Below are 13626 nucleotides of genomic sequence, written 5' to 3'. Positions count from 1 at the left end.
CATGATGAATAAATCGCCTGCAGTCATTCTCACTTGTCAATTTACCTTGCCCAATAAAAAATCTTTTTCAACATACATTGATTATATGACAAGAGAAAAAGCGCTGGAAGAAATGGAACGACGTACGCCTGAAGAAGAACAGGAACTGCAACGAATCAAGAATGCTTTAGAGGATTTTTATATTCCTGAAGGAGAAACTTTTTCGGAGAGTAAGACGGATAAAGAATTCAGCGAAACGTCGAATGAAGCTCAATCTTTGATGGGAAATGGAATCAACTTTGACAAGTTAGAGGAACAAGATTTTACCAAATATCTTTCTTATATGACCCGTCACTATGCGTTAGAACAAAAGAAAGAACTGACGCAAAGTGAACAAAAAGAATACCAACGCTTGAACCAAGCAATAAAAAAATATCAAACAGAGCCACACAAAAAAGCTTCAGGAAACCTTCCTGGAGTTTTTTCTATGGCTTCAGACGAAGTGAAAGGAAGTGATCTGAAGGAGATTAAGCAAATCTTCCAAAGAGGACAACAAAAAGGCTCAATCATTTATCAAGATGTTGTCTCTCATGATAATTCGTATCTTGAAAAAATAGGATTGTACGATCCCAAAACAGATACTTTAGATGAAGAAGGATTAAAAGCAGCTGGAAGAAAAATGATGGAGACATTATTCGAGAAAGAGCAACTGAATGAAACAGGCTACTGGATGGCAACGATTCACCGCAATACTAAACATATCCATATTCATTTTGCAGTTGTTGAAAAAGAAAATACGCGTAAACCTTACACTGAGGTTGAAAATGGTGTGAGTTATATCGTACCGAAAGGTAAGAGAAGACAAGCAACATTAGACGCAATGAAGACCAATTATGTACATGAGTTAGAACGTTTTTCTTATGAAAAGGATCGAATGATTGGTATGGAGAAACGAAATTTATTGACACGAAAAAGTGATTTGCGTAACAGCTTAACAAAAGTGGTAAAAGAGCCAGTACGTTATGATCGACACGCAATGAACTTATTAAATGAAGTATATAGAACCTTACCTGAAAAACGTTCGGAATGGAATTATGGGGATGAAAATCGAACTAAACTTTCACCATACACAAGAGAGAAACTCGACGAGTTAACCCAATATGTGTTAACAAAAGAACCTGAATATCAAGAATATATACAGATTTCAAAAGCATTGAAAGAAGAAGCAGAAAGTCTTTATGGGGAAAGCAAGAGAGAATCAAAGGATGCAGAGAAAAATGCTCTCTTTGATTTAAAAAAGCACACAGGAAATGCCATCCTAACAGAGCTGAAGAGACAGGATAGTCAAATAAAACCATTAATAGAAAGTGTTGATCAGATGCAATCTATTTACAATGAACGATCCTTTCGAACGCTTAAACAATTGCCAACGAATGAATACAAATATAGTTACGAAGAATTCATGAAGCGCAGGAAACAATTCCAACAAAGAGTTGTCACACAGCGGAGTTTACGTCAATTAAATCGAACGATTAATGCCCATGAAGAAAAATACCACGCAAGTAAAGCATACGAAGAGCAACAACGAAGAATTCAAATGGAACAAGAAAGACAGTAGGAGGAAGAGAAATGAAACGATATTTGAATCAATGGAAAGTCATAGAAGGATCACTAAAAAAAGAACGAATCGAACAACTTCCCGATTGTTTGGAAAAAGAGCATTTGTTCCAGATAAGAGAAATGTTGAGAAACGAACAGTTTGATCCAAATCAATTTTTAGTCGTTGAGTACCCAGCTACTGGTGTGTATTGTTGTAATCATGTGAATGGTGAAAAATATTTTATCATTCAAGAATATGAGGGCAAGTTAGCACCTTATTATACTACTTGGGAAATGAATGAAGAGGGAATCAATAACTTTCCATGTAAAAGCATTGAAGAGTCCATTTCACTCACAGAGTGTTAGTTGTTAAGTGAATAAAAGAAGTAAAAGAGTCCTGAACGTGATTGTCCAGGACTCTTTTTTTCAATGAATTGTTTTCCGCCAATTTATTGAGTGGTGCGATTTCCGACTACATTATATCAAAAGAAAGGAGGAAGAAGAAATGGCTTATTCAACTATTGGAGTTGTTGTTGAAAAAAGCAGAGACAATCTCGTTTTTGTGACAGAAATTCAAACAGGCAGATCTTTTGTCGTCACAGACAAAGCGGCAAAAGCTTATCAAAGTGGCGATATTTTAACGTTAAATCTGACTACGAAGACGTTCGTCGATGCGACAGAAGATTATCCATTTGTTTAGGAGGAAACGGACATGGCAGAAGAAAAAGAACCACTAGACAATAGTCGTTTGGGAAAATCCAAAAGAAAATTAGTACGATTGCAAAATGAATTAAACGAACAAATTGAAAAGATGTTTGAACACCAGAGAAAGACCAACGGTCAACCAATGAACGATAAGAGAAATGGGCATTCTTGGTTTAGGCAACAAGAGCGAATCGAAAATAAAGTGCATAGTCTGAGAGAAGAGATCAAGCAACAAGAAAAACAAGTAGAAAAACTTGAAAGACAAGAAGAGATAAAGGAAATGGGCTATAACAAGTACGGCGGACTGGATATGACGATCGAGAATATTCCAAGAATCAAAGAAGAAATCGAACGCTTTGAAAAAGGTGAATCGACTTTTTCAGCCGCTACGATCCGAAAATACCAACGGAAATTGGAAACATTAGAACAGCTGAAAGAAAGATCGGAAAAAGGAAAAGAAAACCTTCTTCCTGAAGTACAAGCAATCATTGACAGCGGACGAGTGACGCAATGGAAAAAAAATCCGACCATTTATTTTCTGAAAGGCTATCGAAAAGTCGCTTTAGAACTGAATGAAAACGGGGAATTTGAGGAATCTAAAAAATACCAAGCCACGTCGGAAGAGGAAAAAGCAGCTGTTCGTGAATTACTTGAAGAGGCTGTACCAACTGATTCTTTGAAGGAGAAAGAAAACGATCATTTTTATCGAGTAGAATTCAACGAAAATGATCCAGAAAAAGGGTTGAAAAGTTATGGTGGGGAGATCGTAACACTAGAATTGATCGATCAACTCAAAACACTGGATAACCAATTCGCCGCAGAAGCAGGCTATTATAAATTCTATTTTGAAGAAGTGAAGAATGGAGAAGTAGTAGATCAGATACGAATGGATCTAGGGGATGGCGTCAATAGTAATCACCCCATCTATTTAGAGTTAGCTAGATTGTGCGAACAAGTACCTGAGAAGGAACAAAAACAAACAGTCAAAAATGAACCTATTTCAAAAGTACAAAATGAGATTAAAGAGACAAAAACAAAACAAAAGGGTTATCAAAAACGAACGGCAGAAGAGATTAAGCAAGAAGTCAAATCACTTTCCCAACAGGCGCTTGATGCGGTGAAAAAGCATACTCATTCACCTGAAGACGTCAAAGAACTTTTGAATTTTATGTCTCGTTTTCCAGAACGATCCTTTAGAAATCAATTATTGATCGAGGAACAATTTCCAGGCGCAACGGCTTGTTTAGGTCGTGCCGCGTTGAAAAAAGAAGGAATCTATATCAAAAAAGGGGAACAAGGGAACAAGATCTTTGTCAGAAAAACGGTCAAAGGATTTTATGAGAAAGGACGTGGCTTTGTTCGAGAAACAGAGGCTACACCAGAAGATAAAAAACGAATCGAAAGTGGTCAAATCGAAGTGATCAAAAAACCTTACTACACGATTGAAAAAGTGTTTGATATCACACAAACACAATTGAAGCCTGAAGACTATCCGAAAATCTTCCCGAACCGCGTCTTTGATTTTCAATTGGATCAAACAGGGCATACAGAACTTCAAGTTGGGATTCAAGCGGTAGCCAAAAATATTGGAATTCAAATTCGAGATATGACAGAAAGTGAAGTCTATCAAAGAGAATTAGGACAAGCACGTGGGGCGTACGTTCGTAACGAATTTACTGGCGAAGAAGAAATCGTCATGAATACTCGAAATACTCCTACGCAGCATTTAGCCACAAGTATTCACGAATTAGCCCATGCTAGAATGCACAAATTTTCAGAATTAGATACTGCAACAAAAGAACTACAGGCAGAAATGACCTCCTATATTGTGTGCAAGCATTTTGGGATGGACACCTCGGAGAAAGCTATTCCTTATATTGCGACATGGACGAAGAATGGTCAGACGTTGGATGATAAGGAAGCTGCGGAACGTGGGAAAATCATGAATGATGTCAGTCGTGTCGCAAATGAATTCATTCAAACCATTTCTAATGAAATCAATCAATACAGAGAAAGAGAACCAGAGATCCAGCCAGCAGAAGTGAAGCAGGATGAGAAAAATGTTGTAGAAACAGCAGAACAAAAGAATATTGTGCCCGTTGGCTCACTTTGGATCGACAAGAAAGACGGGAAAGTCCTGGAAGAAGACACGGGCCGAACGTTACATTTGAAGGATGCGGCGTTTATTGAAGATCCGCAGCATAATCAAGTGATTTTAAAAGGAAAAAGTTATGGAAAAGAGATTCAAACGGCGTTACCTTCAGAAGAATTTGCGCTAGGAAATCCATTCCGATTTTCACTTGAAACAGTGTCAGAAGTGGCCAAACGAAAAAATGAAATCTATTATGAACAACAATTGTCACAAAAAGAACGCGTATAAAACAAGTAAAAAAGACTATCTGAAAAACGGATAGTCTTTTTTCTTTTGGGAGGTTTGAAAATGACAGAGAAAAAAATGAGTCTTATTGATCGATGTAAACAGATCGATATAGTGGATTTTGCTCGAAACAATGGAATGGCTGTAGTCAATAAAGGACGAGACTATCGCTTAGAAGACCATGATTCTTTTGTTTTTGATCGAAGAAAACAACGTTTTTATTGGAATAGTCAAAATATTAGTGGCGACATTATTGAATTAGCTAAACTTTTTTTCATAGACAAAGAGATCCAAGACCCTAAGCAACAATTTAAAGCAGCCACTGATTTTATTCTAAAGAATGAAGACAAAACAGAACGAGTGGAAAATCTTCATTTTGAGACAGAAAAGTACAAAGATCACCCCGTTGATTATCAACCACTCACAGAAAAAGGAAGGAATTATCTGAAGGAAGGACGAAAACTACCAGAGTGGCTGATTGATTATGCAGAAAAAGAAGGGTTGATTGCCGAACTAAAGCCAAAACATGAACGACAAAATTTCTTAGTTCGAGACGATCGTTTAGATCATGCGGTTGCCTTTTTATGGAAAGATCCACAGACAAAAGAGACAGTAGGGGCGAGTTATCAAGGAACGTTCATTGATTATGAACGTTTTGGTGAGAGAGGCACATATAAGCATATAGATAAAAATTCGACAGCGAATCATGGCTTTAACCTAAAGATCGGTGACCCTAAGCAGTTAAAATTTTTTGAGAGTAGTATTGATTTACTTAGCTATGCTGCACTGAATCGTGATCAGTTAAACGATACGTGGTTAGTCTCTATGGAAGGGTTAAAACACCATGTGATCAGTCATTATTTTGGTGAGGCAGTATCTGAATTGAGAAAGAAACAAGCCTTTCCTCAATCCATCGAGATTTGTGTGGATAATGACCGTGCAGGACATATTTTCTACGAAAAAGAACAATTAATGGGCGCAGTCGATCCATTTACGAATCAGAAAGTACGTTGTGAACGAGGAATCGCTAATGATTGGCAAGTGCCAAAAGAATACAAAATCATTTATGAAGAAGTCGCAAAAGAAGAAAAGGTCACACCAGAAGCTATTATGGCCATACACAAGACAGAGAACAATCTGCAATTAACAAACCAGCTGGTTTCCGCTCACAAAGTAAATACGTCTTTTGGTCAGCAGCTTTCTGTTAACGATTCAATAGAAGCTATTAATTTGAAAGATATTTGTAGAGAAGTCGCAAAAGAATTAAAAGGTTGTGAACGCGTGGATGGTACGTACGATTTTGATCGTTTTTATCAAGAAAAAGGGGATATTAATGCTCAGATTCTTTTCTCTTATAAAGCAGAACAATACTACAAAGGCTATAAAAATCATGAACATGAATTTGTTCCTGAAGTAAAAAAGGATTGGAATGATCAATTGAAGCATGAAATCCACCAACAAGAGATCAGAAAGCAAAAACGTGCGATGTTGTTTCAACAAGGCAAACAACAAGAAAGGGAGTGAAATCGTCATGATGAAAACCGTTATTTTAGCAGAAAAGCCGTCACAAGCGAAAGCTTATGCCGATAGCTTCTCTAAAGCCACCCGAAAAGACGGGTATTTTGAAATCCAAGATAGATTGTTTCCTGGTGAAACTGTGATCACGTATGGTTTTGGTCATTTAGTCGAGTTAGATTCGCCCGATATGTACGATGAAAATTGGAAACAATGGTCATTAGGGCATTTGCCTATTTTCCCTACACATTATCACTATCATGTTCCTAAAGATAAGAAAAAGCAATTCAAGGTGGTGAAACAGCAACTTCAATCGGCCGACACCATTATTATTGCGACAGATAGCGATCGTGAAGGGGAACTGATAGCTTGGACGATCATTCAACAAGCAGGCGCCGATCATGGAAAGATATTTAAAAGACTTTGGATCAACTCCTTAGAAAAAGAAGCCATTTATCAGGGATTCCAGCAATTACGAGACGCAGAAGAGACCTATCCCAAATTTGAAGAAGCACAAGCACGCCAGATCGCTGATTGGTTGATCGGCATGAACGGCAGCCCACTGTATAGTTTACTCTTGCAGCAAAAAGGCATACCAGGAAGTTTTTCCTTAGGCAGAGTCCAAACCCCAACGCTTTACATGATTTATCAGCTGCAGGAAAAGATTAGAAACTTCCAAAAAGAGCCTTATTTTGAAGGAAAAGCCCAAGTAATCGCTCAAAATGGCGCATTTGATGCGAAGCTTGATCCGAATGAAACCCAAGCGACGCAAGAAGCATTTGAAGATTATTTAAAAGAAAAGGGGGTTCAATTGGGAAAACAGCCAGGTACGATCCACCAAGTTGAAACCGAGAAAAAAAGTGCGGCAAGTCCACGTCTTTTTTCTCTATCCAGCCTTCAGTCTAAAATGAATCAGCTCATGAAAGCTAGTGCCAAAGATACTTTGGAATCCATGCAAGGGTTGTATGAAGGGAAATATCTAAGCTACCCACGAACAGATACCCCTTATATTACAGAAGGGGAATATGCGTATCTGTTGGATCACTTAGACGAATACAAACACTTTTTAAAGGCCGAAGCCATTCCTACTCCTATTCATACACCGAATAGTCGATATGTGAATAATAAGAAAGTCCAGGAACATTACGCGATCATTCCTACAAAAACGGTCATGACGGCAGCGGCTTTTGAACAATTAAGTCCACTGCAGCAGGCCATTTATGAACAAGTGTTAAAAACAACGGTGGCCATGTTTGCGGAAAAATATACCTATGAAGAAACAACGATCTTGACGCAAGTTCAGCAGCTTCAGTTAAAAGCAATCGGAAAAGTGCCGGTAGATCTAGGTTGGAAGAAGTTATTTGGAAAAGAGAGCGACGGAAAAGAGAAGGAAGAAGATCCGCTGCTTACGAGCGCCGAAATGACCGCCAAATGGGAAAGCTACTTATTAAAGATTGGAGAACGAAAAGGAACACAAACCACTTTTCTAGCTAATATCCAAAAATTTGTCTCTCACTTATTGGAAGTCGTACCAGGGCAAATCCAATCCACTGATTTTGGATCGACGTTACAAGAAGTGAAAGCAGCCAGTGAAAAGCAAGAAGCCGCGCGTCATTTAGGAATTTGTCCAAAATGCCAGGAACAAGAAGTCATACTTTATCAAAAGGTGGCAGCATGTACGTCTGAAGTCTGTGATTTTAAATTATGGACAACGATTGCCAAAAAGAAACTCACAGCGACACAGCTGAAGGAGATTATTCAAAACAGCCGAACAAGCCAACCAGTGAAAGGGTTAAAAGGTCAGAAGGGTTCGTTTGAAGCAACGATTGTTTTAAAAGAAGACTTCACTACAGGCTTTGAATTTTCTGAAAAGAAAAAAACGAACTTCAAGAAAAGAACACGACGCACTACAAAATAATGGAGGGTTAATCTTATGCGTAATACAACACACAAACAACAAGAAATCGAAAATCAAAAAGCCAAAATTCGTTCAGAACAGGAAAAAATGCGTGCCAGCAAACGAAGACTGCAGCAATTAAAGAACCAGCAACGGATTCAAAAAGAAATCGAATTAGATCGATAAAATCTTCCTGATTATTGTATACGTATAAACTTATGTTATACTATATTTATAAGTTTATACGTATACAAAGGAGGGAGAAAATGACAAAAGCAATGGTATATAAGCTACTAGAAGAATTTAATGGAACTTTGGCTTTGAAGGATGCTAAAAAAGCGGGCATTTCTCCTGTTACGATCAAACGTATGGTAGATCGAGGGGAGCTGGATCGAGAGTATCCAGGCTTTTTCACCTTACCTGGTCAATTTCCTGATGAATTGTTTATGGCGCAAAAAAAATATGAACGCGGCATTATTTCGCATATCACCGCGTTGGATTTATATGATTTAACGGATATGATCCCTAGACAGATCGATCTAACCGTACCTTACGGTTATCACGTTTCTGAAAAGGGGTTGAAGGAATTCGCGGTTGAGTTACACTATTCAAAAGCGGAATGGTATGAATTAGGCAAGATCGAAATAAAGAGTCGCTATGGGAATCCTGTTATAGCTTATGATCCAGAAAGAACCTTGTGTGACATTTGGAATCCCTGGTATAACGTTGAGGATGAAATCAAAGTAAAAGCAATCAAAAACTACATGGAGTCGGACAGAAAAAATCTTAGAAAATTGAATGAGTATCGACGAATTTTGCCTACAGATAAAACGATGCGCTCTTATATTATGGCTTTAAATTAAAGGAGAAGACACATGACACCTACGCAATTAAAAGCAAAAGTGAAGAATATTTCTAGAGAAAAAGAAGTTGATCCGCAGCTTGTTTTAAGACATTTTATGATGGAAAAATTCTTGGAAAAAATCTCAGAGTCTCCTTATCGTGAAAATTTTGTGTTAAAAGGCGGCTTCTTAATTGGCTCAAAGTATGGCATTGAAAATCGTACAACCAAAGACATTGATACGACTTTACGGGAAATGAAAGTAACCAAAGAAACATTAACAACGGTTCTAAACGATATTTTTTCAACGCCGACGAAAGAAGGCATTCAATTTGAGATTCAAGGAATGAAAGAAACGAGAGAAGCCGATTACTATCCAGGATTTAGCTTACGTGTGCTGGCACATTTGGAAAATATGCGGCCAGATTTTAAGGTAGATGTGACTACAGGTGATTCGATCTATCCTGCAACGATCACTCACAGTCATAAATTGATGTTTGAAGATCGAACGATTCCTTTGGAATCTTATCCTACAGAACAAATTATTGCCGAAAAATTAAGTGCAACCTTTGATTTTTTAACAGATAATTCGAGAGGAAAAGATTTTTATGATCTCTATACTATTCCTAAAATGGAAAAGATCGATGAGAAGACCTTGAAAGATAGTGTGAGAAATACATTTACACGTCGAGGAAAAACTGATCCGTTAAAGATTTATTACGAAAAGGATATGGATGTACTGAAAAATAGTCATGAGCTAAAAGATACCTGGAAGAAATATCAAAAAAGCAATCCTTATGCTGCGTCGATCACGTACGAAGAGACAATGGATTCGATTAGTAATTTGATGGAAAAAGTGATTCACGTCGAAGAAAAAGAGCGAAAAATAGCTTATCAAAGACACCAACAGATGAACAGAGAAATGGAGAGATAAAAATGATCAATAATGTAACTTTAGTAGGACGGTTAACCAAAGATCCAGATTTACGTTATACCGCAAGTGGCACAGCAGTGGCTACTTTTACCCTAGCAGTTAATCGTAATTTCACGAATCAAAACGGCAATCGAGAAGCTGATTTTATCAATTGCGTGATTTGGCGCAAACCAGCAGAAACGATGGCGACATTAGCTAAAAAAGGCAGCTTGATCGGCGTTGTCGGACGGATTCAAACACGGACTTATGACAACCAGCAAGGACAACGTGTGTATGTGACAGAAGTTGTAGCTGATAACTTCCAACTATTAGAAAGCAAAGCAGCGACAGAGAGCCGTGCGCACGCTGATCAATCGTCCACGAGTCCAAGCACCACCACTTTTGAACAACGGGATACAGCGACGCCTAACAACAATGGATTGAACGCTTCACAGAATCCATTTGGTGGACAATCAATCGATATTAGCGATGATGATCTACCGTTTTAAGTAGCATTTTCTATTGGTTGCATTTGCTACGGTTTATGTTATAATTTAGTCAACAAAAAGAATTTTCAATCTATAACCAAAAACCACTAGCTGGCGGGCTAGTGGTTTTCTTTTACGTTTCTATTATAAGAATTAACGGGTAGGCTTACTGTCTTTCTTGGCAAATTTACAATCAAGCCATTTGCAGATATAGTGCGCGGCTACTTCTGCCATGATTGCAAAAACAAAATCAAAAAGAATTTTCAAACCTATAACCTCCTCCCCTTGCCAGATTAGGCCGGGGTAGCAGACAGCAAGACTATTATAGCATAATTGAAATATCCAAATGATTGGATTTTTGCTATAATTTTAGCGAGGTGATTGTGATGAACAAATATGTTGGTTTGCTTGATAAAATCCGAGTAATAAAAACGCAACCGTTATTGGTTCGCTTTACTTTACAAACGATTCATGAATCGATTAATTGTGTAGTTGCAGATATTGAAATTATCGATAAATTGCTAGTTATGGATGATGGAAAATACAATATTGCCGTCACAGGTCACTTCAATAAACGAAATCAGCTAGTTATTGCTAGCATGTATGTTAGAAATCCCGATCATTTTACACGATCGATGGGCATATAAAAAAAGAAGAGTTGCAATCCTAATGTAGGACTGCAGCTCTTTTTGTTTTACATAGAAACAAGAAAAATGAAAAGGCCTTTTTAGGAAGGCGCGAGCGCCTTCTCAATTGAAAAACCTCTCTCACTCCAACCGCCACCGCCGTTCGAGAAGAAAGGAAGTGAACGTTGCACGTTCACTAAGATAAAGGGTCTTGCAAAGCAAGACAAAATAGAAAAAACTTCCTCTCACCAAAAGGTTCGTTCCTGTTCGTTATCTCTTTATTGATTTGCCAGACCGGCAACAAGTTGCCTTTTATCACCAAAAAGCGACAAGGACAAGGGTAAATGGCACGCTGCGCGCCCTTGTCCTTGTCGCTTTTCGTTGATTCATTCTGGCCAACAAATCAATAAAGAAAGAACTAACGAAAGGAAGTAAACCCTTTCCTAAGAGGAGGCAGAATCAATCATGCGAAAGAAATTTGATTATTGGGGTGTTCCCTTCAGCGAATTATTCCCAAACTATCATGCACCACATACTGTCGAATGCGATTGTGGACAAAGAGCGAAATGTATCAAAAGCTATCGTTTGTATCAATGTCCAACATGCGGAAAAAAATACACCTTGTCTTATGGCGATTATATTTTGATTGATGAGAAAGGAAAGAAACGCTGATGAAAACACAACATAAATTATTGACTGTAAAAGAAGTCGTTCAAATTTTGGTGGACAAAGAAGTCATTTCTGAAAAAGTAGCAGAAGCTTTACTTATTCCGCGGTACTGGACGATAGAAACCCCTTTAGTAGAGGATGCACCGACTATGCTATTTGAAGACCTAGTGAAGATTGCAGGATATGAACTGCATTATCAAGAAAACTTGGAAACTTATGAAAACGAATATTGGTTAACCAAATTAGAGAACTAAAAAGGAGAAAAAAATATGGCTCAAAATTACTATGACGAATTTGTCAAATTACCTTTGGATAAAATGGCACAAAAAATGGAGGATATGACGTTCCTATACCATGAAACACGTGTACCTAAAAAACATTACAAGGAAAAATTGTCAGTCGCAGTGGAAGAAATGATTGAATCAGGTGTCGAAATGAATCTCATTGCGACGTACTATCGAACATTGGAAGAACTGAAAAAACAAAATGGAAAATGGTTTTTCCAAGCCTTACTATGCTTGGAAGTAGGTGTCAAACCAAGCACTATTAAACATTCTGAATATCAAGCTTTAGAACTAACGTATGCGAAATTTGTCGAAACGAAAAAAGCCAAGACTGTTTCAAGTGAATGGTTGGACTACTTTGAAAATGTCAACAAGTATGGCGCATGTTACATCATGAAAAAGGAGGAAAATGAAAATGAGTAATGTGGCTTATCAACTAACAATGGAAGATGTTTCTCACTTTTTAACAAACAAAGAACATTTGAATGAAGTAGTCAGACGGATTCAAAAAGACTTTAGTTGTATGGAAGAAATGAAGTACTTTATTCAAAGAGTGGAAGAACAGTTGTATATGGAAAGCGAAACGAGTCAAACGAAGGTCACAGTCAGCCATAATCATTTAGACGTGTATAAACGTCGTCCTGAAACGGTAAAAAAAGGAACAGAGCTTCTACGACTAGAAACAGAAAAATACATCATGAATGTGTACCTAGAAAGGAGTGAGCTGGTCGAAAACTTTGTCAGCTACACGATTTGTAGGAAACACTATTACTCAGAATCAGAATATTATTCAATTTTTGAGAGCATGGAATTAATGGAAGAAGAAATGGAAGAGCTAAACAGCAAAGATGCAACGGTAGACGATTATTATCTTGTATTTACTAGATTTTTGACGTGTGGGACGGAATCTATCGTGTTAATGGGAATGGATTATGAACTCGCTGTACCCGAAGCATTTTTGAGGGAATATGTAGAAGAAGTAGATAATCCAGGCGACGACTGGTACACGACTTTAACTGATTTTTTAGACACCTACACTTACGACGATACAGAAGAAATCCAAAATGAACTTGACCGTAAACGAATGCCATATCAACGATTTGAAAGGAAAAAAGGTCAATAACCATTTATACCGAAAAGTGAGAATGTGTGAAATAAGAACAAAAAACCTTGAAATTAAGGGAATGGTTCTTATTTCGCACCAATCGCTCCAACCGCCCCCGCCGCTTAGGTGGTGCGAAATAAGCGGGCAAAGCCCGATAACCTAAGAGAAAGAAGGAGATCCATATGAATAAAATCATTCCTCTGTTGTTCGTACTGTGTATTGGCGAGATACTTATGCGTCATAGTGCAGCTGTACATTTAAACTTCGTAGTATTCTTAGGAATACTGATATTTTGTTTGATCTTTTGGCGCTTTGTGTTAGCCCTTGTGAGTCTACTATTCAAGATGATTGCAGCTATATTTTTCATAGGGTTATTTCGATGAAAGGAGAGAGTACCAATGTCGATTGCAATAGGAAATAAACGGTTCTGTTGCAAAGTTTTAAATAAAGAATAAAATCCCTTACGGTATCTATGATTTAAGCTGGGATTCCCAATAATATCTTGATTTCAGTACAGACCGAAAACCCGAAGAGAGTGCCTTCTTTTCGGGTTTTCTTATATAATCCTCGGATGGCTTCCATGCCTTTAATCGTGGTAGAGGCAGTGCGTAAACTTCGATAGAATTTA

Annotated in this window: 16 protein-coding genes and 1 pseudogene; 16 read left to right on the top strand and 1 reads right to left on the bottom strand. The window is 37.8% G+C overall.

The annotated features are described in order from the left end of the window. The first annotated feature begins 4 nt into the window (after positions 1 to 4). The 16 genes from mobP2 to OZ002_RS10860 all read left to right on the top strand — a co-directional run bounded on the left by mobP2 (position 5) and on the right by OZ002_RS10860 (position 13381). Positions 5 to 1597, top strand: a complete 1593-nt coding sequence (gene mobP2 / locus OZ002_RS10935; protein ID WP_033586138.1) for a MobP2 family relaxase — start codon at positions 5 to 7, stop codon at positions 1595 to 1597. Between the two features lie 11 nt (positions 1598 to 1608). Beyond that, on the top strand, positions 1609 to 1944 hold the full coding sequence (locus tag OZ002_RS10930; protein WP_002295640.1) for a hypothetical protein: 336 nt from the start codon (positions 1609 to 1611) through the stop codon (positions 1942 to 1944). A 139-nt stretch (positions 1945 to 2083) separates the two neighbouring features. Beyond that, the gene (locus tag OZ002_RS10925; protein ID WP_002295639.1) at positions 2084 to 2278 is read left to right on the top strand and encodes a hypothetical protein; all 195 of its coding nucleotides are present in this window, start codon (positions 2084 to 2086) and stop codon (positions 2276 to 2278) included. 12 nt (positions 2279 to 2290) lie between these two features. Next, positions 2291 to 4663, top strand: coding sequence for an ArdC-like ssDNA-binding domain-containing protein (locus OZ002_RS10920; protein WP_010728569.1), 2373 nt, complete (start codon positions 2291 to 2293; stop codon positions 4661 to 4663). Positions 4664 to 4723: 60 nt separating this feature from the next. Next, positions 4724 to 6184, top strand: a complete 1461-nt coding sequence (locus tag OZ002_RS10915) for a toprim domain-containing protein (RefSeq protein WP_002341359.1) — start codon at positions 4724 to 4726, stop codon at positions 6182 to 6184. Between the two features lie 10 nt (positions 6185 to 6194). Beyond that, complete coding sequence (locus OZ002_RS10910; RefSeq protein WP_325083323.1) at positions 6195 to 8093, top strand: type IA DNA topoisomerase; 1899 nt, start codon at positions 6195 to 6197, stop codon at positions 8091 to 8093. Between the two features lie 15 nt (positions 8094 to 8108). Next, positions 8109 to 8258, top strand: coding sequence for a hypothetical protein (locus OZ002_RS10905; RefSeq protein ID WP_002295632.1), 150 nt, complete (start codon positions 8109 to 8111; stop codon positions 8256 to 8258). An 80-nt stretch (positions 8259 to 8338) separates the two neighbouring features. Further along, positions 8339 to 8935: a type IV toxin-antitoxin system AbiEi family antitoxin domain-containing protein gene (locus OZ002_RS10900; RefSeq protein ID WP_002293530.1), complete on the top strand. Its 597-nt coding sequence runs from the start codon at positions 8339 to 8341 to the stop codon at positions 8933 to 8935. Between the two features lie 12 nt (positions 8936 to 8947). Next, positions 8948 to 9847, top strand: a complete 900-nt coding sequence (locus OZ002_RS10895) for a nucleotidyl transferase AbiEii/AbiGii toxin family protein (RefSeq protein ID WP_002325540.1) — start codon at positions 8948 to 8950, stop codon at positions 9845 to 9847. Positions 9848 to 9849: 2 nt separating this feature from the next. After that, positions 9850 to 10335: a single-stranded DNA-binding protein gene (ssb, locus tag OZ002_RS10890; protein WP_002325539.1), complete on the top strand. Its 486-nt coding sequence runs from the start codon at positions 9850 to 9852 to the stop codon at positions 10333 to 10335. Positions 10336 to 10700: 365 nt separating this feature from the next. Further along, a complete protein-coding gene (locus tag OZ002_RS10885; protein WP_002325538.1) occupies positions 10701 to 10961 on the top strand; it encodes a hypothetical protein in 261 nt (86 codons plus the stop codon). A gap of 444 nt (positions 10962 to 11405) precedes the next feature. Beyond that, a complete protein-coding gene (locus tag OZ002_RS10880; protein WP_002325537.1) occupies positions 11406 to 11612 on the top strand; it encodes a hypothetical protein in 207 nt (68 codons plus the stop codon). After that, a complete protein-coding gene (locus tag OZ002_RS10875; RefSeq protein WP_002320549.1) occupies positions 11612 to 11863 on the top strand; it encodes a hypothetical protein in 252 nt (83 codons plus the stop codon). Before OZ002_RS10880 ends, OZ002_RS10875 begins: the two co-directional genes overlap by 1 nt. Before the next feature lie 15 nt (positions 11864 to 11878). After that, positions 11879 to 12316 (top strand): hypothetical protein, encoded by a 438-nt coding sequence (locus tag OZ002_RS10870; RefSeq protein ID WP_002332295.1) that lies wholly within the window; start codon positions 11879 to 11881, stop codon positions 12314 to 12316. Beyond that, entirely contained in the window at positions 12309 to 13016 is a 708-nt protein-coding gene (locus OZ002_RS10865; protein WP_002325535.1) for a hypothetical protein, read from the top strand. Before OZ002_RS10870 ends, OZ002_RS10865 begins: the two co-directional genes overlap by 8 nt. Before the next feature lie 164 nt (positions 13017 to 13180). Next, positions 13181 to 13381, top strand: coding sequence for a hypothetical protein (locus OZ002_RS10860; protein ID WP_002325534.1), 201 nt, complete (start codon positions 13181 to 13183; stop codon positions 13379 to 13381). 94 nt (positions 13382 to 13475) lie between these two features. Here the strand turns inward: OZ002_RS10860 and OZ002_RS10855 are convergent. Continuing rightward, positions 13476 to 13626, bottom strand: a pseudogene (locus OZ002_RS10855) (IS6 family transposase); the annotation flags it as partial.

Source organism: Enterococcus sp. E4-150 (assembly GCF_035726465.1).
GTDB lineage: Bacteria > Bacillota > Bacilli > Lactobacillales > Enterococcaceae > Enterococcus_B > Enterococcus_B faecium.
The sequence above is the reverse complement of the archived record's forward strand: the minus strand, read 5'-3'. Positions and strand labels throughout refer to the sequence as shown.

Excerpts from the sequence above, each read along its gene's own strand:
- mobP2 (WP_033586138.1), top strand. The coding sequence starts at position 5 with ATGAATAAATCGCCTGCAGTCATTCTCACTTGTCAATTTACCTTGCCC.
- OZ002_RS10930 (WP_002295640.1), top strand. The coding sequence starts at position 1,609 with ATGAAACGATATTTGAATCAATGGAAAGTCATAGAAGGATCACTAAAA.
- OZ002_RS10925 (WP_002295639.1), top strand. The coding sequence starts at position 2,084 with ATGGCTTATTCAACTATTGGAGTTGTTGTTGAAAAAAGCAGAGACAAT.
- OZ002_RS10920 (WP_010728569.1), top strand. The coding sequence starts at position 2,291 with ATGGCAGAAGAAAAAGAACCACTAGACAATAGTCGTTTGGGAAAATCC.
- OZ002_RS10915 (WP_002341359.1), top strand. The coding sequence starts at position 4,724 with ATGACAGAGAAAAAAATGAGTCTTATTGATCGATGTAAACAGATCGAT.
- OZ002_RS10910 (WP_325083323.1), top strand. The coding sequence starts at position 6,195 with ATGAAAACCGTTATTTTAGCAGAAAAGCCGTCACAAGCGAAAGCTTAT.
- OZ002_RS10905 (WP_002295632.1), top strand. The coding sequence starts at position 8,109 with ATGCGTAATACAACACACAAACAACAAGAAATCGAAAATCAAAAAGCC.
- OZ002_RS10900 (WP_002293530.1), top strand. The coding sequence starts at position 8,339 with ATGACAAAAGCAATGGTATATAAGCTACTAGAAGAATTTAATGGAACT.
- OZ002_RS10895 (WP_002325540.1), top strand. The coding sequence starts at position 8,948 with ATGACACCTACGCAATTAAAAGCAAAAGTGAAGAATATTTCTAGAGAA.
- ssb (WP_002325539.1), top strand. The coding sequence starts at position 9,850 with ATGATCAATAATGTAACTTTAGTAGGACGGTTAACCAAAGATCCAGAT.
- OZ002_RS10885 (WP_002325538.1), top strand. The coding sequence starts at position 10,701 with ATGAACAAATATGTTGGTTTGCTTGATAAAATCCGAGTAATAAAAACG.
- OZ002_RS10880 (WP_002325537.1), top strand. The coding sequence starts at position 11,406 with ATGCGAAAGAAATTTGATTATTGGGGTGTTCCCTTCAGCGAATTATTC.
- OZ002_RS10875 (WP_002320549.1), top strand. The coding sequence starts at position 11,612 with ATGAAAACACAACATAAATTATTGACTGTAAAAGAAGTCGTTCAAATT.
- OZ002_RS10870 (WP_002332295.1), top strand. The coding sequence starts at position 11,879 with ATGGCTCAAAATTACTATGACGAATTTGTCAAATTACCTTTGGATAAA.
- OZ002_RS10865 (WP_002325535.1), top strand. The coding sequence starts at position 12,309 with ATGAGTAATGTGGCTTATCAACTAACAATGGAAGATGTTTCTCACTTT.
- OZ002_RS10860 (WP_002325534.1), top strand. The coding sequence starts at position 13,181 with ATGAATAAAATCATTCCTCTGTTGTTCGTACTGTGTATTGGCGAGATA.